The sequence below is a fragment of the Pseudomonas sp. Irchel s3f7 genome, from assembly GCF_900187615.1.
In the GTDB taxonomy this organism is placed as follows: Bacteria; Pseudomonadota; Gammaproteobacteria; order Pseudomonadales; family Pseudomonadaceae; genus Aquipseudomonas.
In genome coordinates this window covers 142,221-166,247 of the sequence record NZ_FYDO01000005.1, presented here as the reverse complement: position 1 = coordinate 166,247, position 24,027 = coordinate 142,221, and the positions used below count along the sequence as shown (strand labels likewise).

Below are 24,027 nucleotides of genomic sequence, written 5' to 3'. Positions count from 1 at the left end.
GGACGAAAAACTGCGCCAACAAAAAAGGCCTCGCATTAGCGAGGCCTTTTACTTGGGCTTCAATCTGGTCAACTTTCCGGCCTCATTCCTTGAGAAAGTCCGAACATGAACAGCAACAAATCATGATCGGGCCGGGTGGCCACAGATGCCTTGGCAATCCGTGGCATACGATGCTCATCTGCATGGGCTGAGCTGAGAATCTGGGTGCGTGGTTGCTCCCAGGCTGCCAGCGCAATCGACGCAACTGCCAAGGCTCCTACCAAAAACAAACCTCGTGCAATTTCGAGTTTCATTGCTATAAACCTTTGATAGCGCTGCCAAACGCCGTCTCATAAAAATAGACGAGTTTTTCCCAGTCCGTCGCACTGAACGACGAGTGGCGACGCAGTTGCTTCATGTCATGGGCAGCAGCGCGATAGGCGGTCAAGCGCTGTCGGCACTTCTCCAGATCGATCAGGGCAACCTCGACGTTGGCCGAATCGCCCTCACCGGTCACACGAACGAATACGTGCTTGATGTAAATGCAGCTGTGTTGCCAACGGCCCTTGTGCATGCGCGCCAGATTCTCGGCCAAGTCCTTCAGCACTCGATCATGCACCGCTTCACCGTGACGCTCGCGACCACCGCCAGCGTACCAGTGCTGGACTTCCTCGAAGCCGTCCAGCGACTTGGTCACCAACAGCGCGCGCCATTTATGGACCGGATCGCGCTGTGCGCCGCAAAAGACGATGTGTGGAACGCGAACACCCAGTGCGCTCACACCAGTGAGTGCATCACGCTCACGCAACACCGTGGGCCGACCAAACGGATACAGCCAGCTACGATGGACGTGCCCGGTCTGACGCTTGACGTAGAGCAACTGACCGTCTTGGTCTGTGACTCGCTGAACACCACTCTCCCCACCGCGACGGACGTTGGGTTCTTCCACCCATTCACCGCGCTGATTCCAAAAGTAATCGAAGCGATCCAGGGAGGGGACTTCCGTTTCTGCTGCACACTGCACTGCCATCGTGTTACCTCTTGCGCAATACGTAAACTCGCCACATGGCATAGAGCGGTATGAAGTCCAGTTGTTCCTGGATCCGGAAGCCCGCCTGCTCAAATTCCTTTTCTACGGTAGCGGCTGGTAACACAAAACGGTTTTGGTAACCTGCCTGAGCACGGGATTTCTCGGCGCGCTTGCGTTTCCATGCTTTGAAATTGCCATCGACCCACAACGAAAGGATCACGCTATCCCGGGAAACACGCTCGAACTCGCGCAAAATGGTCAGTCGATGCTCGGCTTCACCGATGTGGTGGAGCAAACGCATGCAAAAGATGCTGTCGACGGCGTTATCCGGCAAGCCGATGTCAAACGCAGAAGTGTGCAAGGGTTGTACCCGTTTCACGACATCGGCAGGTTGAGACTGGGTGGCGATCTTCAACATGGACTCTGAATTGTCGGCGCCGATGATCACACGGTTGGGCTTTTCCGCCAGCATGGGCCAGAACCGTCCCGCACCGCAGGGTAAATCGAGGACAAGGCCCGGCTCGCCGACCAAAGACAAAGCTTTGCGACCCATTTGAACGTCACGCCAGTGAGACAAGCGACGACCGAGTCCATCCTTATGCTTGAGCAAATAGCGTTGCGCGTGCTGATCGTCGTACTTCTCCGAAAAATCGAGTTTGATCGGGCCATCCATTATCACAGTCTCCTGAAATTCTGATGACAACCACAGTAGGTAGAGGCGTGTCAGCGTCAGGTCATGCGTTTGTGAAAAAAATGTTAGGAAAACCTCAATTCATTACAAGGTTTTTCAGAGAAAAATCAATTCATGGCCTGAACCCATTGAGATTAGGCCTCAATTCGAATCAATTCCACTTCAAAACGACAGCCATGGGGTTCCATATTTGCCAGGCTGACGCTCCAGCCCTGGTTTTCACAGATCCGCTGCACGAGCGACAGACCAAGCCCCAAACCTTCCCCGCGCTTCTCGCTTCCGCGCACAAAAGGCTCGAACATCGCTTCACGTTTTTCCTCAGGAATGCCAACACCGCTGTCTTCCACCAAAAACCCGGTGGCGGTCAGGGTCAGTTGGATGAATCCGCTCTCTGTGTAATGCAATGCATTACGTAGCAGGTTGCCCATCACCGCTTGCAACAGCGTCGCGTTGTAACAAATCGGCGGCGGGTCTGCGGATTCAAAAAGCAGCTTCAACCCCTTGGCTTCGATCGGCTCACGCCATAGACCGAGCAGGCCGTCCGCCACTTCGCTCAGTGTCTGCTGAGGCGACATACTGGCATCTTCACGCTGAGCGCGAGCCAGCATCAGAAAGGTTTGCACCAGCTCGCGCATCTCTTCGCACGCCCGAGCGATCCGCTCGACTTGAGCACGGCCGCGTAGATCGAGACCGGGATTTTCCAGCAACAATTCGCAGGAACTGGCCAGAACCATCAACGGGGTGCGCAGTTCATGGCTGACATCACTGGTAAACAGGCGCTCGCGAGACAATGCCTGGCGCAGACGCCCGAGGGTCGCGTCAAATGCCACGGCCAATTCGCCGACTTCGTCGGCGGCGTAATCCGGTGCCAGTGGAGGCGCCAGACCTAACAGCTGATCGCGATGGCGCACTTGACGAGCCAGACGCACCACCGGCGCCATCACTTTGCGCGCCAAAACCCAGCCGAGAAACACGGCCAGCGCCAGGCTCAACACGAAACCTACCAACACAATCGCAAACAGCACCCGCTCGCGCTCTTCGAAGTCGCTTTGATCCTGCAACAGCACGTAATGCCGACCATCGACAATTTCGACCATCGCGTGGTACGACAGATGGTCGCGAAAAACTTCATGAAAGCCCGGGACCAGATGCCGCAAATCCTTTGGCAGGTCAAAGTCACCCGGCCCGCCGCTGAAATAGAACAGTTGATCCGGCTCGGGACGATGGCTCCAGTCCGAGACGCTGTCCATCAGCAACAACCGCTGCAAATCGCCGCCCAGACCAGCCGAAATCAGTTTTTCTTCAACCAGGTGCACCGTCGCGATGATGCCCATGGCAAAGGCGCCTGCTACCAGAGCGCTCATCAGTGCAAAAGCAATGATGATCCGCTGGGAAAGGCTCTGTCTAAACTCCATCACGGCCCTCGGCCAAGCGGTAACCCACACCGTGTACGGTTTGCAGCAGCGGTTTGGCGAACGGCTTGTCGATCACCTGGCGCAGTTGATGGACGTGGCTGCGCAAGCTGTCGCTGTCCGGGCAGTCATCGCCCCACAACGCTTCTTCGAGAATTTCACGGCGCAGCACGTGGGGGCTTTTCTGCATCAGCACGGCCAGCAACTTCAGGCCCACGGGGTTGAGTTTCAGTAGACGCCCTTCGCGGGTGACCTCCAATGTGTCGAGGTCGTAGCTCAAATCGCCGACCTGCAAGGTGCGACGCCCGCCCCCTTGGGCTCGGCGCATGACCGCTTCGACCCGCGCCGCCAGTTCAGACAGGGCGAAGGGTTTGATCAGGTAATCGTCTGCACCGGACTTGAAGCCTTGCAGACGGTCGTTCAGTTGATCGCGAGCCGTGAGCATGATCACCGGCGTGTCACGACGGGCATCCTCTCGCAGGCGTTTGCACAAGGTGTAACCGTCGATGCCGGGCAACATGATGTCGAGCACGATCAAGTCGTAGTGCTCGGTAGCCGCCAGATGCAAGCCCGACAGTCCGTCCTGCGCGCAATCCACGGTGTAGCCTTTGAGCCCCAGATAATCGGCCAGGTTGGCGAGGATATCGCGGTTGTCTTCAACCAATAGAATTCGCATGGGCATCTCTCCGTACACAGTAACGGCCGTCTTGGCCCGCGCAGCTTAAGGCCAAGTTCGGCTCACGGCTAGGACTGAGTGAAGCTCAAAAATGTGGAAACTGACCGGCTACGGCCTTAACAAGTTTTTCACTGTCGATTCACACGCTGGCGACAGAATCGGGCACAAACTCCGCGCGGTTGCGCATTTCAGAACATTTCACTGACCAAGGAACTCGCATGGTTTCGACCCTTGCACGCCCCGCCTCTCGCCCGCTCAATTTCTGGGTGTGCCTTGGGGTCCCCGTCATTGCGGCGATCATTTTGGTATTGCTTGAATTGACCAACCTGGACATGGACCTGGCCAAGCTGTTCTACGACCCGGTCGCCGGGCAATTCATCGGGCGCCACAGTTATTTCCTGGAAGACATCCTGCACGACCGCGCTAAACAAGTGGTCATCGCCTTCTCGGTGTTTGCCATCCTCGGTTTCATCGGCTCGTTTTTCATCGCAAGGCTCAAGCCGTTCAAACGGGAATTGGGTTGTCTGGTGCTGTCTCTGGGGCTGGCGACCTCTTTTGTCACACCGATAAAAGCGGTGACGGCGGTGCAATGTCCGTGGAGCCTTGAACAATTCGGTGGTCATGAGACCTATAGCGAACTGCTGAGCCCGCGCCCTGCTACCGAAAAACCCGGACGCTGCTGGCCGGGCGGCCATGCGGCGACCGGATTCACATTGTTTGCCCTGTTTTTCGTCTTGCGTGACCGCCGCCCACGTTTGGCTCGCTCAGCATTTGTGTTCGCCTTTGCCCTGGGCAGCGTGTTCTCCATCGGCCGGATGATGCAGGGGGCGCACTTTTTCTCGCACAACGTTTGGACGGCGATTTTCTGCTGGCTGATTTGTCTGGGATCGTATTACTGGATTCTGTACCGGCCTTCGAGCAGTTTGGTGCACGCAGAACCTGTCAGCGCTTGATAGAAGTTCTTTTGACTTTGCGATGGGCAATAAAAAACCCCGCCTGCTTTCGCAGGCGGGGTTTTCAGTACAGGGGTAAGGCTGGCTTACATCATGCCGCCCATGCCGCCCATACCGCCCATGTCTGGCATACCGCCGCCAGCACCGCCGTCTTTCTTCGGTGCATCAGCAACTGCAGCTTCGGTGGTCAGGATCAGACCGCCAATCGACGATGCAGCTTGCAGCGCGGAACGGGTGACCTTGGTTGGGTCCAGGATACCCATTTCGATCATGTCGCCGTATTCGCCAGTCGCAGCGTTGTAACCGAAGTTACCTTTGCCGTTCTTGACTTCGTTGACCACAACGCTTGGCTCGTCACCGCTGTTGGCAGCGATCTGACGCAGCGGTGCTTCAACGGCACGGCGCAGAACAGCGATACCTACGTCCTGATCAGCGTTGTCGCCTTTCAGATCGTTCAAGGTTTGCAGAGCGCGGATCAACGCAACGCCACCGCCAGGTACCACGCCTTCTTCAACGGCTGCACGGGTAGCGTGCAGGGCGTCTTCAACGCGGGCTTTCTTCTCTTTCATTTCTACTTCGGAACCAGCGCCAACCTTGATCACTGCAACGCCGCCGGACAACTTGGCCAGACGCTCTTGCAGTTTTTCACGGTCGTAGTCCGAGGAAGTTTCGGCAACCTGGGCACGGATCTGAGCAATGCGCGACTCGATGTCGCCTGCTACGCCAGCACCGTCAACGATGATGGTGTTTTCCTTGGAGATGGTCACGCGCTTGGCGCTACCCAGGTTTTCCAGGGTGGCTGCTTCCAGGCTCAGGCCGATCTCTTCGGAGATAACGGTACCGCCGGTCAGAACAGCGATGTCCTGCAGCATGGCCTTGCGGCGGTCGCCGAAGCCTGGAGCCTTGACGGCTGCGACTTTAACGATGCCACGCATGTTGTTCACGACCAGAGTCGCCAGGGCTTCGCCTTCAACGTCTTCGGAAACGATCAGCAGTGGACGGCCGGCTTTGGCAACGGCTTCCAGCACTGGCAGCATTTCGCGGATGTTCGAGATCTTTTTGTCGACCAGCAGAACCAGCGGGTTGTCCAGCTCGGCAACCATGGTTTCCGGCTTGTTGACGAAGTACGGGGACAGGTAGCCACGGTCGAACTGCATGCCTTCTACAACCGACAGTTCGTTTTCCAGGCCAGTGCCTTCTTCAACGGTGATCACGCCTTCTTTACCGACTTTTTCCATGGCTTCGGCAATGATGTCGCCGATGGAGTTGTCGGAGTTGGCGGAGATGGTACCCACCTGAGCGATTGCCTTGGTGTCAGCGCATGGCTTGGACAGGTTTTTCAGCTCTTTGACGATGGCGATGGTCGCCTTGTCGATGCCGCGCTTCAGATCCATCGGGTTCATGCCGGCAGCGACGGCTTTCAGGCCTTCGTTGACGATCGACTGAGCCAGAACGGTAGCGGTGGTAGTACCGTCGCCGGCGTCATCGTTGGCACGGGAGGCAACGTCTTTGACCAGCTGCGCGCCCATGTTTTCGAAACGGTCTTCGAGTTCGATTTCTTTGGCGACGGAAACGCCGTCCTTGGTGATGGTCGGAGCGCCGAAGCTCTTCTCGATGATCACGTTACGGCCTTTCGGGCCCAGGGTCGCTTTTACCGCGTCAGCCAGGACGTTGACGCCTTTGAGCATTTTCTTGCGGGCGGAATCGCCAAACAGAACTTCTTTAGCAGCCATGATCGATATTCCTTAAATACTTTGTAGTAGCGGGAAAATGAGCGGGTAATCAGCCTTCGATAACAGCGAGAATTTCGTTCTCGCTCATTACCAGCAGGTCTTCGCCGTCGACTTTCACAGTGTTGCTGCCGGAGTAAGGACCGAACACAACCTTGTCGCCCACTTTCACGGACAGTGCACGCACTTCACCGCTTTCCAGTGCTTTGCCTGGGCCTACAGCGAGGATTTCGCCGCTGTTGGCTTTTTCAGCAGCCGAACCTGGCAGGACGATACCGCCAGCGGTTTTCTTTTCTTCTTCGCTGCGACGGATAACGACGCGGTCATGCAGAGGACGAAGCTTCATTGTCGATCTCTCCCAATTGTGGTTTTCATCGGCCGGTGTAGTCCCGGCGGGTTAAACAAAGTCCGGCGGTGCCGGTTGCGGTTCGTCAAGCGAACCGCGGAAGTCTGTCTGGCGTGTTCGCCAGAAACCTTGCGGTGACCGTTACATAAGGGCGCATAAGCTTATTACAAGGGCGAGGATTGAAAATTTTTCTGTTCGTTGCCCCGCAAACGAACACGGCACCCGAAGGTGCCGTGTGTCGAATGTGTTACTTGGTGTCGCGGTGTTCGAACTCGCCTTCGATCACGTTGGGCTCACGCCCCAGCGGCTCGCGCGGCGCAGGTCCGCCCCGGGCTTGAAGGTCATCGGCAAACGCACGTTGGCGAATGGCCTGCTCCTCGGCACGCTGGCGCATTTTGTTGGCCAGCAGGCGACGGCTGACCGGCAGCAACATGATCAAGCCGATCACGTCGCTGATGAAACCCGGCAAGATCAACAGGCCACCGGCCAACGCCAGCATCAGGCCTTCGAGCATGGTCTGGGCTGGCAGTTCGCCGCGGCTCAGGCTTTCACGGGCACGCAGTGCCGTGGCCAGCCCCGCGATGCGCAGCACGAACACACCGAACATCGAGCCGAGAATGACCAGCAGCAGAGCCGGGAAAAACCCGATAGACCCTGCCACTTTGACGAATACGAACAGCTCCAACACCGGGAACAGCAGAAAGAGCAACAAAAAAGGGCGCATCAAATGTTTCCTCAACGCAAGAATGCCTTGCCAGTTCACCTTAGATGACGTCGCCGTTTCGTGAATTCAAGCGTCGGCCACTTCATTTTTTGGCCAATGTTCAGCATGAGCCAGAGAAACCAAGGCTTCCCGGACTTGTGTCGGCGTATTACAAGGCGCTTGAAACGGCAACCAGTACAAGCTTTGACCGATGCGCAGGTGCATGCCTTCGGTATCGATACCGACCATTTGCGCCGCAGCGGTTTTCGGCAAACCGGCCAGATCGACGTAATGGGCAATGGCCTTGGCGTGATCGGCATTCATGTGCTCGACCATGCTCACTTCGGCTTTGCCGGCGAACGGGTTGGCCAGGGTCAGGTCGTTGACCCAGTGAATCGCGCCGAAACCGCCGATGTAGCGGTGGCGTACAGGTTTGAGCACCCAGAAATCAAAATCATGTGCCGTGTGGTAGCTCTGGGATTCCGGGAAGTAGCGGTAGTAACGTTCGGCCGCCGCGGCGATAGCGTCCTCGCCTTCCAGCTGCTGCGCCTCGGCGAGGTAAGTCAGGCGACCAACGGCTTGTACATCTTCAGCGCCGCGCTCGCCGACAAACAGCGAACATTTGGGATCTTTTTGCAGGTTATGAGTGTGCTGAGCGATGCGGCTGATAAGGATCAGGGGCCGACCCTGCTCGTCCAGGCAGTATGGAACGACGGAGCCGAACGGAAAGCCGGGCATTGATTTGGAGTGCGTGGAGAGCACTCCACGGTATTCCTTGAGAAGCAATTCTCGTGCATGCTTAGCCGCTTCTACGCTCAATTTATGACTCCTTAATTAGAATCCGTCAAAAAAAACGGACGGCGACTGGTGAAAGTTCCAGCCCGCCAATAGGGGCAGTTCTCATGTGCCAAGGTAGGCGTGATGGAGAAGATGCCTATGAAAACACCCAGACCATTTACCGGGGCATGCGAATGCAACTCACTGACAAAGTAATCATTATCACTGGCGGTTGCCAGGGTTTAGGCCGTTCCATGGCCGAGTATTTCGCAAGTAAAGGCGCGAAACTGGCGCTGGTGGACTTGAACCAGGAAAAACTCGACGACGCCGTCGCGGCCTGCAAGGCCAAGGGTGCCGAAGCCCGCGCTTATCTGTGCAACGTTGCCAATGAAGAGCAAGTGACCCACATGGTCGCCCAGGTCGCCGAAGACTTTGGCGCGATCCATGGCCTGATCAACAACGCCGGGATCCTGCGCGACGGCCTGCTGCTCAAGGTCAAGGACGGCGAAATGACCAAGATGACCCTGGCCCAGTGGCAGGCGGTGATCGATGTCAACCTGACCGGCGTGTTCCTGTGCACCCGTGAAGTCGCGGCAAAAATGATCGAGCTGGATAACAGCGGCGCGATCATTAATATCTCGTCGATTTCCCGCGCAGGCAATGTGGGCCAGACCAACTACTCCGCCGCCAAGGCCGGTGTCGCTGCCGCGACCGTGACCTGGGCCAAGGAACTGGCGCGCTACGGCATCCGTGTAGCCGGCATTGCACCGGGCTTCATCGAAACCGAAATGACCTTGGGCATGAAGCCTGAAGCGCTCGACAAGATGACTGCCGGGATACCGCTCAAGCGCATGGGCAAGCCTGAAGAAATCGCCCATTCGGCGGCGTACATCTTCGAGAACGACTACTACACCGGTCGGATTCTGGAGATGGATGGCGGTTTGCGGATCTAAAGCGAGATCAAAAGATCGCAGCCTCGCTTCGCTCGACAGCTCCTACAGGTGTAAGCCAATCCAATGTAGGAGCTGTCGAGCGAAGCGAGGCTGCGATCTGTTTATAGGCGCCGCAAATCAATCGTCGCTGATGCTGATATTCGGCATCGCCGGCGTCAACGCTTCCTGCAACACGATCCGCGCACCGACATGGCGGGCCAGTTCCTGGTAAACCATGGCGATCGGGCAATCTGGCTCGGCGATCACAGTTGGCTTGCCACCATCGGCCTGCTCGCGGATTTCCATCGCCAACGGCAACGAAGCAAGCAGTTCGACACCATACTGGGTCGCCAGCTTCTCACCACCACCCTCACCGAACAGATGCTCGGCATGTCCACAATTCGAGCAGATGTGCACGGCCATGTTTTCCACCACGCCCAGCACCGGAATGTTGACCTTGCGGAACATTTCCACACCCTTGCGCGCGTCCAGCAGCGCCAGGTCCTGTGGCGTGGTGACAATGACGGCACCAGCCACCGGGACTTTCTGTGCCAGGGTCAGCTGGATATCACCTGTGCCAGGCGGCATGTCGATGACCAGGTAATCGAGGTCGCCCCAGGCAGTTTGCGTGACCAGTTGCAACAGGGCGCCGGAAACCATCGGCCCGCGCCAGACCATCGGCGTGTTGTCGTCGGTCAGGAACGCCATGGACATCACCTCGACGCCGTGGGCCTTGAGCGGTACGAACCACTTCTGATCCTTGACTTCAGGTCGTGTGCGCTCAGGGATACCAAACATGATGCCCTGGCTCGGACCGTAGATATCTGCGTCGAGAATGCCGACCTTGGCGCCTTCACGGGCCAAGGCCAATGCCAGGTTGGCGGCGGTGGTGGATTTCCCCACGCCGCCCTTGCCGGAGGCGACGGCCACCACGTTTTTAACGTTCGCCAGGCCCGGAATCTGCGCCTGAGCCTTGTGTGCGGCGATCACGCTGGTGATGTCCACGCGAGCGGTCGTTACGCCGTCGAGCCCCTCGATGGCCATTTGCAGCATCTGCGCCCAGCCACTCTTGAACAGACCGGCGGCATAACCCAATTCGAGCTGAACGCTGACGCGGTCGCCCTGGATATCGATGTTGCGCACGCACCCGGCGCTGACAGGGTCCTGGTTCAGGTAAGGGTCGGTGTATTGGCGAAGGACGGCTTCCACCGCTGCGCGATTGACGGCGCTCATGGGCAACTCCGAAAACAGGACTGGAAAAGATGACGGGTATCGTACCTGTTCTAGGCGTTCGACGGGATGCTCAAAAGATCGCGCTTTTGTAGGAGCCTGGCTTGCCGGCGATGGCACACCCAAGACCGCTATCGCCGGCAAGCCGGGCTCCTACAGGTCGATCATCCAATGAAACAGGCTCACAGGGTGAAAAATATGCGCCGGCGCTTTATAGTGGCCGACCTCCGTTTCATCAAGTAGCCGAGCCCCATGTCCGAGCCACGCAAGATCCTCGTCACCAGCGCCCTGCCCTATGCCAATGGTTCGATTCACCTTGGCCATATGCTGGAATACATCCAGACCGATATGTGGGTGCGCTTCCAGAAGCACCGCGGCAACCAATGCATCTACGTCTGCGCCGACGACGCCCACGGTTCGGCCATCATGCTGCGTGCGGAAAAGGAAGGCATCACCCCGGAACAACTGATCGCCAACGTCCAGGCTGAACACAGCGCCGACTTTGCCGAGTTCCTGGTGGACTTCGACAACTTCCACTCCACTCACGCCGAAGAAAACCGTGAGCTGTCGAGCCAGATCTACCTGAAGCTGCGCGACGCCGGGCACATCGCCACGCGCTCGATCACGCAGTATTTCGACCCGGAAAAGAAAATGTTCCTGGCCGACCGCTTCATCAAGGGCACCTGCCCGAAATGCGGCACCGAAGACCAGTACGGCGACAACTGCGAAAAATGCGGCGCGACTTACGCACCGACCGACCTGAAGGATCCGAAATCGGCAATCTCCGGCGCCACCCCGGTGCTCAAGGATTCCCAGCACTTCTTCTTCAAGCTGCCAGACTTCCAGCAAATGCTGCAAACCTGGACCCGCAGCGGCACCCTGCAAGACGCCGTCGCCAACAAGATCGCCGAATGGCTGGATGCTGGCCTGCAACAGTGGGACATCTCCCGCGATGCGCCGTACTTCGGCTTTGAAATCCCTGACGAGCCGGGCAAGTATTTCTACGTGTGGCTGGATGCACCGATCGGCTACATGGCGAGCTTCAAGAACCTGTGCGACCGCACGCCGGAGCTGGACTTCGACGCGTTCTGGGGCAAGGACTCCACCGCCGAGCTGTACCACTTCATCGGCAAGGACATCGTCAACTTCCACGCCCTGTTCTGGCCAGCCATGCTGGAAGGCGCGGGCTACCGCAAGCCGACCGGCATCAACGTCCACGGCTACCTGACCGTCAACGGTCAGAAAATGTCCAAGTCCCGCGGCACCTTCATCAAGGCCCGGACCTACCTGGATCACCTGTCGCCGGAATACCTGCGTTACTACTACGCGGCCAAGCTCGGCCGTGGCGTCGACGATCTGGACCTGAACCTCGAAGACTTCGTGCAGAAGGTCAACTCCGACCTGGTGGGCAAAGTCGTCAACATCGCCAGCCGCTGTGCCGGTTTCATCAACAAGGGCAATGCCGGCGTCATGGTCGACACCAACGCCGCGCCTGAACTGACTGATGCCTTCCTGGCCGCCGCGCCAAGCATCGCCGACGCCTATGAAGCCCGTGACTTCGCCCGCGCCATGCGCGAGATCATGGGCCTGGCCGACCGCGCCAACGCCTGGATCGCCGACAAGGCACCATGGTCGCTGAACAAACAGGAAGGCAAGCAGGATGAAGTCCAGGCCATCTGCGCCACGGGCGTCAATCTGTTCCGCCAACTGGTGATCTTCCTCAAGCCTGTGCTGCCGCTGCTGGCCGCCGACGCCGAGGCGTTCCTGAACGTCGCGCCGCTGACCTGGAACGACCACGCGACCTTGCTCAGCAACCATCAGTTGAACGAGTTCAAGCCGTTGATGACCCGCATCGACCCGGTCAAGGTGCAAGCCATGACCGACGCTTCGAAAGAAGACCTGACCGCCAGCCAGACCGACACCGGCGAAGCGGCACCAGCGGGCAATGGCGAACTGGCCAAAGATCCGCTGTCGCCGGAAATCGAGTTCGACACCTTTGCCGCCGTCGACCTGCGTGTTGCGCTGATCGTCAAGGCTGAGCACGTGGAAGGCGCCGACAAGCTATTGCGCCTGACCCTGGACATCGGTGACGAGACGCGCAACGTATTCTCCGGGATCAAAAGTGCTTATCCGGACCCGTCGAAGCTCGATGGTCGCCTGACCATGATGATCGCCAACCTCAAGCCACGGAAAATGAAGTTCGGCATCTCCGAAGGCATGGTGATGGCCGCCGGCCCTGGCGGTGAAGAAATCTACCTGCTCAGCCCTGACAGCGGCGCCAAGCCGGGTCAGCGCATCAAGTAAATTTGTGCGGCAATCCGATCCCACAGCCGTGCCTGGCGCGACTGTGGGATTTTCATGTCTGGCCCATAATGTCCGTAGGAGCTGCCGCAGGCTGCGATCTTTTGACTTTGCTTTTAAAGATCAAAAGATCGCAGCCTGCGGCAGCTCCTACGCAGTGATCCAGTAGCGGATACGGACGATCATGACCGAAACCCTGCTAACGCTTATCAGCACCGCCCTGATCAACAACCTCGTGTTGCACTGGCCGCTGGGCGTCGATCCGCTGCTGGCCAGCGAACGGCGCCAGGTTCACGCGCTGGGAATTGCGACGACGTGCCTGACGCTGATCGTTGGCATGCTCGGTTATGTGCTCTACCACTGGCTGCTGGTGCCGCTGGAACTGACGGCCCTGCGGCTGTTCGTGTTTCTGCCGCTGAGCGTTTTGCTGATCAGCCCACTGCTGAAGGTTCTTTCTACTGCGCTTCCAAAGTGGTCATTTGAAGGCCTCTGGCCGTTGCTGCTAGGGAACGCGGGTGTGCTTGGGGTAACGCAGCTCAACGCCCAGGCGGACAAAGGTTTCTTTCATGCCACGGCCCTGAGCCTTGGTGCCGGGCTGGGTTTCTGGCTGGTGCTGAGCCTGTTCAGCGATTTGCGCGAACGTACACTCGAAAACGATGTTCCCCGGCCCTTTCGCGGCTTGCCGATCGATCTGATCGGCGCCGGATTGATGGCCGTGGCCTTTCTAGGATTCAGCGGACTGATCAAAACATGAGTCTGATTCAACGCATCGACGCCCTCCTGCCGCAGACCCAGTGCGGCAAGTGCGGCCATCCCGGATGCAAGCCCTACGCCGAAGGCATCGCCGCCGGTGAGCCGATCAACAAGTGCCCACCCGGCGGTAGCGAAACCATTGCGGCTATGGCCGATCTGTTGAAAGTGCCGGTGCTGGAACTGGATGTCAGCCGCGGCTCGGCACCTGCGCAAATCGCCTACATTCGCGAAGCCGAATGCATCGGTTGCACCAAGTGCATTCAGGCGTGCCCGGTCGATGCCATCGTCGGCGCGGCCAAACTGATGCACACCATCATCATCGACGAGTGCACCGGTTGCGATCTCTGCGTGGCGCCGTGCCCGGTGGATTGCATCGAGATGCGTCCGCTGTCGCCCGCCGCGGTGGTACCGGTTGTCGGTGGCCTGGCATTCACGCTTGAAGAACAACAGGCGCGCACCGCCAAACGCAATCACGCCCGGCGCCGCTTTGAGCAACGCAATGCGCGCCTGATGCGGGAAGAGCAACAGAAAATCGCCGAACGACAAGCCCGTCAGCGTACTACCCAACCCGTGGAGGCGACGCTCGATCCGGTGCAGGCGGCCCTCGAACGCGTCCGCGCCCAGAAAGCCGCGAATGCCGATGCGGCGCTGAAAAAAGCCAAGATCGATGTGGCGATGAGCCGCGCACAACTGCACAAATCGCTGAAAGCTTTCGGGCATCCACCGACCTTCGAGCAGCAATCGCAACTGATCATCCTGCAACAGCAGCACGAGGCCGCCGAGCGAGGTTTGGCGCAGTTGGAAAGCACCGCACCTGCGGCGCCGACACCCGCCCCGCCCCCAGCGAAGGATGCCGAACTGAAACGGGCAAAAATTCAGCTGGCCATGCGCCGCGCCGAACTCAAGAAGGCTCAGGGTAGCGAAGCGCCTGCCGAACAGATCGATGCCCTTCTACGCGCGGTCAGCGAAGCCGAACGCCAGGTGGACGCCTATGCCGCCCCTTGAATCGGTTGACGATCGTCTGCAGCAAGCCATGAAACTGGTGCTGCTGGCCGTCCTGCCGGGACTGCTGGCGTCCTTCTGGTTGTATGGCTGGGGTGTGTTGATCAATCTGATTCTGGCGGTTGCAGCGGCGCTCGCTGTTGAGGCGGCTGTGCTGCAATTGCGCAAGTGGCCACTCACACCGAACTTGAGCGATGGTAGCGCCCTGGTCAGTGCGACATTGCTGGCCCTGGCCCTGCCCCCCTATTGCCCTTGGTGGTTGACGATCAGTGCTGCCGCGTTCGCGATGGTATTCGGCAAGCACCTGTATGGCGGAGTCGGTTCGAATCCTTTCAATCCGGCCATGCTTGGCGTTGCTTTTGCGCTGGTCACGTTTCCCCAGCAAATGACCCATTGGCCGTCGTCTCACGGCATGGACCTGTTGAGCGGCGTGCAACAGGCCTTCGGCTTCGGCCAGGCGCCGGACGCCTGGGTCCAGGCCACTGCGCTGGACAGCCTGCGCATCAACAAAAGCCTGACCCTGGACGAACTGTTCTCGATGAACCCCGCGTTTGGTCACTTCGGTGGACGTGGCGTGGAATGGGTGAGCCTGGCGTTTCTGGCAGGCGGTCTGTTTCTGCTGCAACGACGCGTTTTCAGCTGGCATGCGCCGGTCGGCATGCTTGCCAGCCTTTTCATCATCAGCCTGTTGTGCTGGAACGGTTCGGGCTCCGACTCCCATGGTTCACCGCTGTTTCATCTCCTCACCGGCGCCAGCATGTTGGGGGCGTTTTTCATTGTGACGGAACCGGTGTCCGGCGCCAAAAGACCTGGCGCGCGGCTGCTGTTTGGCGTGGGTGTCGGGCTGCTGACGTACTTGATCCGCACCTGGGGTGGTTATCCGGACGGTGTGGCGTTTGCCGTCCTCTTGATGAATCTTTGTGTGCCTGCACTGGAGCGATTTGTCGCATCAAGACAGGAGCCGACATCGCCATGAGCCGAGCGACGAGCATTGCCATACTGGTATTACTGGCAGGTTTGGGCATCGGCCTGACCTGGCTCATGCAGCACAACAGCGCGCCGCGCATTGCCGCCGAACAACGCCTGATCGACAGTCGTAATCTGCTGGATTTGCTACCAGCGGACAGCTATGACAATCAGCCACTTGAACAACCGTTGACGCTCGAAAATCCCAAACTCGAAAACAGCACGTTGCTGATGGGCTACCGGGCTTCCAAATCCGGCCAAGCTTCTGCCGTGTTGTTGCGCAATCAGGTTCTGGGTTACACCGGCACCATTGAACTGCTGATTGCGATCGACACAAGTGGCAGGCTGATAGGCGTCAAAACCCTCAAGCAATCGGAAACACCAGGACTCGGGGCACGAATCGCTGACTGGCCGAATGCCTGGCTCCAGGGGTTTTCCGGTAAATCCAGCACCGATCCCGCCGATGCGGGTTGGGCCTTGAAAAAGGACCAGGGGCAATTCGACCAGATCGCTGGAGCGACCACCACATCCAGAGCAGTGATCAACGCGACCCATGACGCGCTGCGCTATTTCGATGAATACCGACAATCGCTGCTCGGGAAACCTTCCCATGAATAAATCATCCGTCCTGCTGAGCACGTTGATGCTCACACCGCTCATAGGGACCACCGACACGCTGGTGAGCGCTTTGGGTCTGTGGCTATTGTTCATTCTGGTGATCAGCGCTTTTAGTCTGAGCATGTCCTTACTGCGACCACGAATACTGCCGTCGACCCATTTGCTGGCGGGCGTGCTGCTCGCCGCCACGTGGACCAGTTGTGCGGAACTCGTTGCGCAAATCTGGTCGCTGCCATGGCATCAGCATTTGGGAATCTATGCAGGCTTGCTCGCCTTGCAATGCGTTGTGCTGGAGCACGCTGGCTTTTTCCGCCGCGCCCGTGTGGAACGTCTGAAGTTATGTGCCCTGTTCGGCGGCTTGCTGGTGAGTGTTGGCCTGTTGCGCGAACTCATCGGCAACGGGACACTCGGCCGCCATCTATCGTGGCTGGCTGGCGCGGGTCAACCGGACTGGCAAGGTTGGCTACTGATCGCCGACGGTGGCTTACACCTGGCAACCCTCGCCCCCGGCGGTTTCATTCTGTTGGGGTTGCTGCTGGCCGCTTGGCAGGCCTGGCACCGCCCGCAGCCCTCACTCTGACCGTTTTCGAGGAAACGCACTGCCCATGAATGCCGCAAAACGCCTGGAAATTTTCCGCAGATTGCATGAAGACAATCCGGAACCGAAGACCGAACTGGCGTATTCGTCACCGTTTGAATTGCTGATCGCAGTGATTCTTTCGGCGCAATCGACCGATGTCGGCGTCAACAAGGCCACCGCCAAACTGTTCCCGGTTGCCAATACCCCGGCAGCCATCCATGCCTTGGGGGTCGAGGGGTTGTCGGACTACATCAAGACCATCGGGTTGTACAACAGCAAAGCGAAAAACGTGATCGAAACCTGTCGCATGTTGGTCGAGCTTCACGCCGGCGAAGTGCCACAAACCCGTGAGGAGCTGGAAGCGTTACCCGGTGTCGGTCGCAAAACTGCCAACGTGGTGCTCAACACCGCATTCCGCCAGTTGACCATGGCCGTCGACACGCACATCTTCCGGGTCAGCAATCGCACCGGCATTGCACCGGGCAAGAATGTCGTGGAGGTCGAGAAAAAACTGATGAAGTTCGTACCCAAGGAATATCTGCTGGACTCCCATCACTGGCTGATCCTCCACGGCCGCTACGTTTGCCTTGCTCGCAAGCCCCGCTGTGGCAGTTGCCGGATCGAGGACTTGTGCGAATACAAGCACAAAACCTCGGACGATTGAGGCGCTATTGGGATTATCTGATTGTCGATTGAAAAAATCTTTTTTACCCGCCGGAGGATTGTCGATATAAGGAGCGCCAAAGGCCTTCTTAGCCTGGAGTAGCTAAATGAGTAATGGCAAAGAGCAATTGGACGTCGAAGAAGACTTCACCGCCGCCGAGACTGATGACGTTGAACCGGTGGTTGAAGTAGCGAAAACCAATCTGAGCAAACGCCGCACCATCGACAATCTGCTGGAGGAGCGCCGACTGCAAAAGCAATTGGCCGATTACGATTTTGACTTATGACACCTGAAAAGCCTCCCGAAACGGAGGCTTTTTACTGAGCGCCCCCTTGATAGCCCGCACCTTCTCGCCCGTCATGCGATGCTGCCGTCACACCAGGCCATTGCGCTGCGCCAACTCAATAAGATCAACCAAAGAACGAGCATTGAGCTTCAACAGCAGGCGAGTCTTGTAAGTGCTGACGGTTTTATTGCTGAGGAACATCCCGTCAGCAATCTCTTTGTTGGTCTTGCCTCGGGCCAATTGCTGCAAGACCATCATTTCCCGCCCCGACAAACGATCCACCATATCGGCTTCGCTGGCGTTCCCCAAACTGGACCGTACGGTATGCAAGGCTTGATTGGGAAAATAACTGTAGCCTGACAGTACAGCTTTGATTGCACTAAGCAACTCGGTCAGGTCCTGTTGTTTGCATACATATCCCGCAGCGCCCGACTGCATGCAGCGCATGGAAAAGTGACCCGGCGCCTGAGACGTCAGTATCAGCACTTTCATCGGCATCGCTGTCGACGATAAACGTGCAATAACTTCCAGGCCATCCAACTTTGGAATTCCAATATCCAGAATGACGATGTCCGGCATAAGTTCACGAGCGAGTTGCAATGCATCCACGCCGTTATCGGTTTCCCCAATAACTTCGTAACCATGACGTTCCATCAGCATACGCACCGCAAGACGAATGACGGGGTGATCATCCACGATCAGCACTTTATTCATGGGCAAGTCCAATTTTCGCTGTTCGAATTTTTAGAGCCCGCACAATAGCCTAGTCGTTTCACCCATGGCATGTCGGCCTTCCCGGGCACCTGCACCAAGAGACATTCCCTACAAACATCACGGATTTTTCTTACAAATAAACCTCGAACAGAATGAAATGAAAACTGTATCCGGGAGGTGGCAACGCACCTTTCAATAGTTTTTTGTATCGCCCTATAACAGGATTCACCCAGCAACAAGATCCAACAGCCGTTATTCGAACGCTACGCTTTCTATCGCCAGGTCAAAAGTAACGGCTATTTGCACAATCAACATTCTCACCAGAAATATCATACATCAATTGCCCGTTTACTCTTACAGCAAAAAATCGCCAATGACCGATTATTAATATAACGACCCAACCGCATCAAGCACTATAAAAACACCATCAAACACAAAGCACTCCTCACACTTCAATATTTCAGTCATTCTGCAAAAACCAACCTTAATAAATTACGAGAACAGATATTCAAACATGAGAAAAGAACATGATAAAACCTCAAAAAAAAATCACCAACCCAATGACTATTATTGCGATATTCGCAGTTCTGTCAGAAAGCTCCGCAGCGGTCTCCTTGCCTTTCCTCGAGCAGGAGGAAAAAGAGCTCTATGTCTGGTTTTTAATCAGCTTTCCGTTTTATTTACTTTTATTGTTTTTCGCCACACTCAACTTTAACTATCGATCGCTCTATGCCCCGTCCGATTTTGAAAAAGGAAAGCACTTCATGAAAGCCATGGTGGACACGGAGCACTCGGGAAAAACGTCAGCAAAAGGGTCGAATCATCAAAGTATTCCGAACACGTCGAGTGGCGGCCAATGCGTTAGGTCGCCCGACCTTGCACCCGCTTCAAGACCTCGGGTGGGTTTGCAAACGCTCTTTTCTGTTCAGCACCACATACAGCTTCCCGAGCATGTAAAAGACCTTTACATCATCGATGCACGTTACGCGAACAGAAAAAATGAGCTCTGCGCTTTATTGGAAAATGTCCAGAATTCACAGGAAAACCTGACAAGCATGGTGTTGTTTATCACGTGTAACGAACCGGAGGCTCTACTGAAAGCTGTCGCGCTTAAACATTCAAGACAGGCAAAAAAACGCAACGCAACATTCTATGTTGCTTACGACTTGAGCTCTCATGGATTGACGATCATGGATCAAGAGGGACCACAGGCTCACGGCAGCAAGCCTTGACGGGATATTTCACCGCGGCGAGGAGAACAACAGGAAGGATTCAACAGAAAAACGTGGTATCGCAATTCAGGACCAAACGCCCCTCTTTCGGAGATGCGGCCCCGTCGTGGACGAGGCCGCATATCCCATCACGATCTCAAAGGTCTCAGAAAAGCTTCCGGCCTTTGTTTGCAGCAATGCGCATGCGCAAGGCGTTGAGCTTGATAAAGCCCGCCGCATCGGCCTGGTTGTAGGCGCCGCCATCTTCTTCGAAGGTGGCAATGTTGGCGTCGAACAACGACTCTTCGGACTTGCGACCGGTGACGATCACGTTGCCCTTGTACAGTTTCAGGCGCACAACGCCGTTCACGTGGGCCTGGGACGCATCGATCATCTGTTGCAGCATCAGACGCTCGGGGCTCCACCAGTAACCGGTGTAGATCAGGCTGGCGTACTTAGGCATCAACTCGTCTTTGAGGTGAGCGACTTCGCGGTCCAGAGTGATCGATTCGATTGCACGGTGGGCGCGCAGCATGATAGTGCCGCCTGGGGTTTCGTAGCAGCCACGGGACTTCATGCCCACGTAACGGTTCTCGACGATGTCCAGACGACCGATACCGTGTTCGCCACCGATACGGTTCAGGGTCGCCAATACGGTGGCCGGAGTCATTTCGACGCCGTCCAGCGCGACGATGTCGCCGTTGCGGTAGGTCAGTTCCAGGTACTGCGGCTTGTCGGGAGCGTTCTCCGGGGAGACGGTCCAGCGCCACATGTCTTCTTCGTGCTCGGTCCAGGTGTCTTCCAGCACGCCGCCTTCATAGGAGATGTGCAGCAGGTTGGCATCCATCGAGTACGGGGATTTTTTCTTGCCGTGGCGCTCGATCGGGATCGCATGCTTTTCGGCGTAGTCCATCAGCTTCTCGCGGGACAGCAGGTCCCACTCGCGCCAAGGAGCGATCACTTTCACACCTGGTTTCAAGGCGTATGCGCCCAGTTCGAAACGAACCTGGTCGTTGCCTTTACCGGTGGCACCGTGGGAAATGGCGTCAGCGCCGGTTTCGTTCGCGATTTCGATCAGGCGCTTGGCGATCAACGGACGAGCGATGGAAGTACCCAGCAGGTACTCGCCTTCGTAAACGGTGTTGGCGCGGAACATCGGGAACACGAAATCACGCACGAATTCTTCGCGCAGATCGTCGATGTAGATTTCTTTTACGCCCATGGCCTGTGCCTTGGCGCGGGCCGGCTCGACCTCTTCGCCCTGACCCAGGTCAGCGGTGAAGGTCACTACTTCACAGTTATAAGTATCCTGCAGCCACTTGAGGATCACCGAAGTGTCCAGGCCGCCGGAATACGCCAGAACGACCTTGTTTATGTCCGCCATGCCATCACTCCACGGGGTTCTACGGAAAGCCGTGAAGTCTACCGCTCATGCAGAATAATTTACAGTGGCGCGACAGCTTATGACGACGAAGCGACAGAACATGTCGAGAGCGCGACCATGACCAATCGGTCAGGAAGTTGCCGAAGTGCTCGCTTTCGTAGTTTGCGGGGCTACCTGTTCCGGTGGTGCTCCTCGCTCCAGTCGAATCGCTACCCGACGGTTTTTCGAGCGGTTGGCGTTGTTGCTGTTCGGTGCCACCGGATAACGCTCACCATGGAAACGCAGGGTGATCTGCGACTCCTGGATACCGTTGGCCTTGAAGAAATCCATGACCGCCAGTGCCCGGCGTCGTGACAGGTCCCGATTGGTCAGGCGGTTGCCGCTGTTGTCGGAGTGGCCATCGAGTTCGATGTGATTGACCGTCGGATCGGCCTTCATGTACTCCAGCATCACCAGCAATCTGGCCTTGGCGGCTGCATCCAGATCGACACCGCCACCGGGAAAGCCGATTTCGGACCGTTTCACTTGATCAAAATTCTGCGGCAATAGCTTCGCCACACACCCTTGGTAGTCGACGAACGCCTTGTTGAACTTGACTGGTAACAGGCGCACTTCAGACACGCGGCCATCACCTGCAGAATGCCGTACTACCGGACTGCGACCATCAATCAGGCCGCTGATCAGCCGTCCGGCCTGAACCTGCGAACTGTTGAACAGCACATTGCCGCTGCCGATTCTGACGGAGCCGAGGTTGATGTCTCCACGACCCGGCTGCCACGGCGCTGCGGCGGCCAGCAGGGTGGCCGAGCCACCGCCCAACATTGCGTTATAGGCATTCAGACGAAACGTTGCCTGCTCGCCAGCGCGGCGCACGAACTGTCCCGAGCCGAAATCGGTGATCGGCTGAGTCAGTCGGCACTCGAACTTGTCGCCTTCGACCGTCCACTCGATGCTCTCCATACGCGTCTGGAAAGTGAGCGCCATCGCGGGAAGGCTGGCAAATACGCTGAGCAAGGCTAAATAACGCTGGCGCACGGGAGGCTCCACTGGCTTCTACAACAAAAAGACCGACACACAGATGTTTACGGCATACCTGTTGGATATCGGAAGCTTCCAGCAAAACTTGATAGCGAGTGCCTGCAAGAGTCTTTTCCGGTAGCATTCCCTTCAGTTTGACCCGCCTGGAATCCCCTCATGTCCGACCGCCTGACCCTGCTGCGTCCCGACGACTGGCACATTCATCTTCGCGATGGTGCCGTGTTGACCAATACTGTCGCGGATGTCGCGCGCACCTTTGGTCGCGCCATTATCATGCCCAACCTGGTCCCTCCGGTCCGCAACGCGGCTGAAGCCGACGGCTATCGCCAGCGGATTCTCGCTGCCCGCCCGGCTGGCAGCCCGTTTGAACCACTGATGGTCCTGTACCTCACCGACCGCACCCAGCCCGAAGAAATTCGCGAGGCCAAGGCCAGCGGTTTCGTTCACGCCGCCAAGCTGTACCCGGCCGGCGCAACCACCAACTCGGATTCTGGCGTCACCAGCATCGACAAGATTTTCCCTGCGATCGAGGCCATGGCCGAAGTCGGGATGCCGTTGTTGATCCACGGTGAAGTCACCCGTGGCGACGTCGACGTGTTCGACCGCGAAAAAATCTTCATCGATGAACACATGCGTCGTGTGGTCGAGCGTTTCCCGACCCTCAAAGTCGTGTTCGAACACATCACCACCGCTGACGCCGTGCAGTTCGTCAATTCGGCTTCGGCCAACGTTGGCGCAACCATCACCGCGCATCACTTGCTGTACAACCGCAACCACATGCTGGTGGGCGGGATTCGGCCGCACTTCTATTGCCTGCCGATCCTCAAGCGCAACACGCACCAGGAAGCCCTGCTCAACGCCGCCACCAGCGGTAGCGAGAAGTTCTTCCTCGGTACCGACTCGGCGCCCCACGCCCAGCACGCCAAAGAAGCCGCTTGCGGTTGCGCCGGTTGCTACACCGCCTACGCAGCAATCGAGATGTATGCCGAAGCCTTCGAACAGCGCAATGCGCTGGACAAGCTCGAAGCGTTCGCCAGCCTCAACGGCCCGCGCTTCTATGGTCTGCCGGCGAACACCGACCGCATTACACTGGTCCGCGAAGAATGGACCGCCCCAACCAGCCTGCCATTTGGCGAGCTGACCGTTATCCCGCTGCGCGCCGGTGAAAAACTGCGCTGGCGCCTGCTGGAGGAACACGCGTGAGTGAAGACCATTTCGACGACGAACAGGAAGGTCAAGGCGGTGGCGGCGGTTCCCGTCACCCGATGGCCGCACGGTTTCGTGGCTACCTGCCAGTTGTCGTCGACGTAGAAACCGGTGGTTTCAACTCGGCCACCGACGCCCTGCTGGAAATCGCCGCGACCACCATCGCGATGGATGAAAAGGGCTTCGTTTACCCTGATCACACCTACTTCTTCCGTGTCGAGCCGTTCGAAGGCGCGAACATCGAAGCGGCAGCGCTTGAGTTCACCGGGATCAAACTCGACCACCCGCTGCGCATGGCGGTGAGTGAAGAATCGGCGCTGAACGATATCTTCCGTGGCGTGCGTAAAGCGCTGAAAGCCAACGGCTGCAAACGGGCGATCCTGGTCGGGCACAACAGCAGCTTCGACCTGGGCTTCCTGAACGCCGCCGTTGCGCGCCTGGACATGAAACGCAACCCGTTTCATCCGTTCTCCAGCTTCGATACCGCAACGCTCGCCGGCCTCGCTTACGGCCAGACCGTACTGGCCAAGGCCTGCCAGGCAGCGGACATTGACTTCGACGGTCGCGAGGCTCACTCAGCTCGCTATGACACCGAGAAGACCGCCGAGCTGTTCTGCGGCATCGTCAATCGCTGGAAACAGATGGGCGGCTGGGAAGACTTCGACGATTGATCTGGCTTGTCTGTAGGAGCGAGCCCGCTCGCGATGGTCGTCAACGATGACGCTGGGAGCCTGATACCCAGCGGCGCTCTCAAGCCCATCGCGAGCAAGCTTGCTCCTACAGAGAACACAAAAAACGCCCATAAAAAAACCGGCCTCGAAGGCCGGTTTTTTTGTACCTGGAGC

Annotated in this window: 26 protein-coding genes; 13 read left to right on the top strand and 13 right to left on the bottom strand. The window is 57.5% G+C overall.

The annotated features are described in order from the left end of the window. Positions 1 to 68: 68 nt before the first annotated feature. The 5 genes from CKW19_RS06110 to colR all read right to left on the bottom strand — a co-directional run bounded on the left by CKW19_RS06110 (position 69) and on the right by colR (position 3,788). Positions 69 to 293, bottom strand: coding sequence for a hypothetical protein (locus CKW19_RS06110; RefSeq protein WP_095057070.1), 225 nt, complete (start codon positions 291 to 293; stop codon positions 69 to 71). Positions 294 to 295: 2 nt separating this feature from the next. Continuing rightward, positions 296 to 1,009 carry a lipopolysaccharide kinase InaA family protein gene (locus CKW19_RS06105; protein ID WP_095057069.1) on the bottom strand — a complete coding sequence of 238 codons (714 nt, stop codon included), beginning with the start codon at positions 1,007 to 1,009 and terminating at the stop codon, positions 296 to 298. Positions 1,010 to 1,013: 4 nt separating this feature from the next. Continuing rightward, the gene (locus CKW19_RS06100) at positions 1,014 to 1,682 is read right to left on the bottom strand and encodes a class I SAM-dependent methyltransferase (protein WP_095057068.1); all 669 of its coding nucleotides are present in this window, start codon (positions 1,680 to 1,682) and stop codon (positions 1,014 to 1,016) included. Between the two features lie 152 nt (positions 1,683 to 1,834). After that, positions 1,835 to 3,115 carry a HAMP domain-containing sensor histidine kinase gene (locus CKW19_RS06095; RefSeq protein WP_095057067.1) on the bottom strand — a complete coding sequence of 427 codons (1,281 nt, stop codon included), beginning with the start codon at positions 3,113 to 3,115 and terminating at the stop codon, positions 1,835 to 1,837. Continuing rightward, positions 3,105 to 3,788 (bottom strand): two-component system response regulator ColR, encoded by a 684-nt coding sequence (colR, locus tag CKW19_RS06090; protein ID WP_095057066.1) that lies wholly within the window; start codon positions 3,786 to 3,788, stop codon positions 3,105 to 3,107. Before colR ends, CKW19_RS06095 begins: the two co-directional genes overlap by 11 nt. A gap of 218 nt (positions 3,789 to 4,006) precedes the next feature. On the opposite strand from colR, the gene CKW19_RS06085 reads away from it, so the two are divergent. Beyond that, on the top strand, positions 4,007 to 4,741 hold the full coding sequence (locus CKW19_RS06085) for a phosphatase PAP2 family protein (RefSeq protein ID WP_095057065.1): 735 nt from the start codon (positions 4,007 to 4,009) through the stop codon (positions 4,739 to 4,741). Between the two features lie 86 nt (positions 4,742 to 4,827). On the opposite strand, the gene groL is transcribed toward CKW19_RS06085, so the two are convergent. From groL to CKW19_RS06065, 4 genes are all read right to left on the bottom strand, one after another. Then, positions 4,828 to 6,474, bottom strand: coding sequence for a chaperonin GroEL (gene groL / locus CKW19_RS06080; protein WP_008053540.1), 1,647 nt, complete (start codon positions 6,472 to 6,474; stop codon positions 4,828 to 4,830). Positions 6,475 to 6,523: 49 nt separating this feature from the next. After that, positions 6,524 to 6,817: a co-chaperone GroES gene (locus tag CKW19_RS06075; RefSeq protein ID WP_095057064.1), complete on the bottom strand. Its 294-nt coding sequence runs from the start codon at positions 6,815 to 6,817 to the stop codon at positions 6,524 to 6,526. 247 nt (positions 6,818 to 7,064) lie between these two features. After that, positions 7,065 to 7,541 (bottom strand): FxsA family protein, encoded by a 477-nt coding sequence (locus CKW19_RS06070; protein ID WP_095057063.1) that lies wholly within the window; start codon positions 7,539 to 7,541, stop codon positions 7,065 to 7,067. A 66-nt stretch (positions 7,542 to 7,607) separates the two neighbouring features. Next, positions 7,608 to 8,339, bottom strand: a complete 732-nt coding sequence (locus CKW19_RS06065; RefSeq protein WP_095057062.1) for a HugZ family protein — start codon at positions 8,337 to 8,339, stop codon at positions 7,608 to 7,610. A 152-nt stretch (positions 8,340 to 8,491) separates the two neighbouring features. Between CKW19_RS06065 and CKW19_RS06060 the strand changes: the two genes are divergently transcribed. Beyond that, entirely contained in the window at positions 8,492 to 9,250 is a 759-nt protein-coding gene (locus tag CKW19_RS06060) for an SDR family oxidoreductase (RefSeq protein WP_095057134.1), read from the top strand. Between the two features lie 117 nt (positions 9,251 to 9,367). On the opposite strand, the gene apbC is transcribed toward CKW19_RS06060, so the two are convergent. Next, positions 9,368 to 10,462: an iron-sulfur cluster carrier protein ApbC gene (gene apbC / locus CKW19_RS06055; RefSeq protein WP_095057061.1), complete on the bottom strand. Its 1,095-nt coding sequence runs from the start codon at positions 10,460 to 10,462 to the stop codon at positions 9,368 to 9,370. A gap of 249 nt (positions 10,463 to 10,711) precedes the next feature. Here apbC and metG point away from each other — a divergent pair, with 249 nt between their 5' ends. From metG to CKW19_RS06015, 8 genes are all read left to right on the top strand, one after another. Then, the gene (gene metG / locus CKW19_RS06050) at positions 10,712 to 12,763 is read left to right on the top strand and encodes a methionine--tRNA ligase (protein WP_053155166.1); all 2,052 of its coding nucleotides are present in this window, start codon (positions 10,712 to 10,714) and stop codon (positions 12,761 to 12,763) included. Positions 12,764 to 12,944: 181 nt separating this feature from the next. Then, a complete protein-coding gene (locus CKW19_RS06045; RefSeq protein ID WP_095057060.1) occupies positions 12,945 to 13,514 on the top strand; it encodes an electron transport complex protein RnfA in 570 nt (189 codons plus the stop codon). Beyond that, positions 13,511 to 14,518 (top strand): electron transport complex subunit RsxB, encoded by a 1,008-nt coding sequence (gene rsxB, locus CKW19_RS06040; RefSeq protein ID WP_095057059.1) that lies wholly within the window; start codon positions 13,511 to 13,513, stop codon positions 14,516 to 14,518. Before CKW19_RS06045 ends, rsxB begins: the two co-directional genes overlap by 4 nt. Continuing rightward, a complete protein-coding gene (locus tag CKW19_RS06035; protein WP_095057058.1) occupies positions 14,505 to 15,491 on the top strand; it encodes an RnfABCDGE type electron transport complex subunit D in 987 nt (328 codons plus the stop codon). The genes rsxB and CKW19_RS06035 overlap by 14 nt, the downstream gene beginning before the upstream one ends. After that, entirely contained in the window at positions 15,488 to 16,099 is a 612-nt protein-coding gene (locus CKW19_RS06030) for an RnfABCDGE type electron transport complex subunit G (protein ID WP_095057057.1), read from the top strand. The genes CKW19_RS06035 and CKW19_RS06030 overlap by 4 nt, the downstream gene beginning before the upstream one ends. Beyond that, positions 16,092 to 16,679 carry an Rnf-Nqr domain containing protein gene (locus CKW19_RS06025; protein ID WP_095057056.1) on the top strand — a complete coding sequence of 196 codons (588 nt, stop codon included), beginning with the start codon at positions 16,092 to 16,094 and terminating at the stop codon, positions 16,677 to 16,679. Before CKW19_RS06030 ends, CKW19_RS06025 begins: the two co-directional genes overlap by 8 nt. 25 nt (positions 16,680 to 16,704) lie before the next feature. Further along, positions 16,705 to 17,343, top strand: coding sequence for an endonuclease III (gene nth / locus CKW19_RS06020; protein ID WP_095057055.1), 639 nt, complete (start codon positions 16,705 to 16,707; stop codon positions 17,341 to 17,343). A 106-nt stretch (positions 17,344 to 17,449) separates the two neighbouring features. Beyond that, positions 17,450 to 17,629 carry a PA3496 family putative envelope integrity protein gene (locus tag CKW19_RS06015; RefSeq protein ID WP_095057054.1) on the top strand — a complete coding sequence of 60 codons (180 nt, stop codon included), beginning with the start codon at positions 17,450 to 17,452 and terminating at the stop codon, positions 17,627 to 17,629. A gap of 87 nt (positions 17,630 to 17,716) precedes the next feature. On the opposite strand, the gene CKW19_RS06010 is transcribed toward CKW19_RS06015, so the two are convergent. Next, positions 17,717 to 18,343, bottom strand: coding sequence for a response regulator transcription factor (locus tag CKW19_RS06010; RefSeq protein WP_095057053.1), 627 nt, complete (start codon positions 18,341 to 18,343; stop codon positions 17,717 to 17,719). A 527-nt stretch (positions 18,344 to 18,870) separates the two neighbouring features. Here CKW19_RS06010 and CKW19_RS06005 point away from each other — a divergent pair. Next, on the top strand, positions 18,871 to 19,575 hold the full coding sequence (locus CKW19_RS06005; RefSeq protein ID WP_095057052.1) for a hypothetical protein: 705 nt from the start codon (positions 18,871 to 18,873) through the stop codon (positions 19,573 to 19,575). Between the two features lie 145 nt (positions 19,576 to 19,720). Here CKW19_RS06005 and CKW19_RS06000 read toward each other — a convergent pair whose 3' ends face one another. Both CKW19_RS06000 and CKW19_RS05995 read right to left on the bottom strand, forming a co-directional pair. Next, positions 19,721 to 20,938, bottom strand: a complete 1,218-nt coding sequence (locus CKW19_RS06000; RefSeq protein WP_095057051.1) for an argininosuccinate synthase — start codon at positions 20,936 to 20,938, stop codon at positions 19,721 to 19,723. Positions 20,939 to 21,067: 129 nt separating this feature from the next. Beyond that, positions 21,068 to 21,973, bottom strand: coding sequence for an OmpA family protein (locus CKW19_RS05995; protein WP_095057050.1), 906 nt, complete (start codon positions 21,971 to 21,973; stop codon positions 21,068 to 21,070). Between the two features lie 159 nt (positions 21,974 to 22,132). Between CKW19_RS05995 and pyrC the strand changes: the two genes are divergently transcribed. Together pyrC and rnt are read left to right on the top strand one after the other, a co-directional pair. Beyond that, positions 22,133 to 23,179, top strand: coding sequence for a dihydroorotase (pyrC, locus tag CKW19_RS05990; RefSeq protein WP_095057049.1), 1,047 nt, complete (start codon positions 22,133 to 22,135; stop codon positions 23,177 to 23,179). Beyond that, entirely contained in the window at positions 23,176 to 23,853 is a 678-nt protein-coding gene (rnt, locus tag CKW19_RS05985; RefSeq protein ID WP_053155142.1) for a ribonuclease T, read from the top strand. The genes pyrC and rnt overlap by 4 nt, the downstream gene beginning before the upstream one ends. Positions 23,854 to 24,027: the final 174 nt, after the last annotated feature.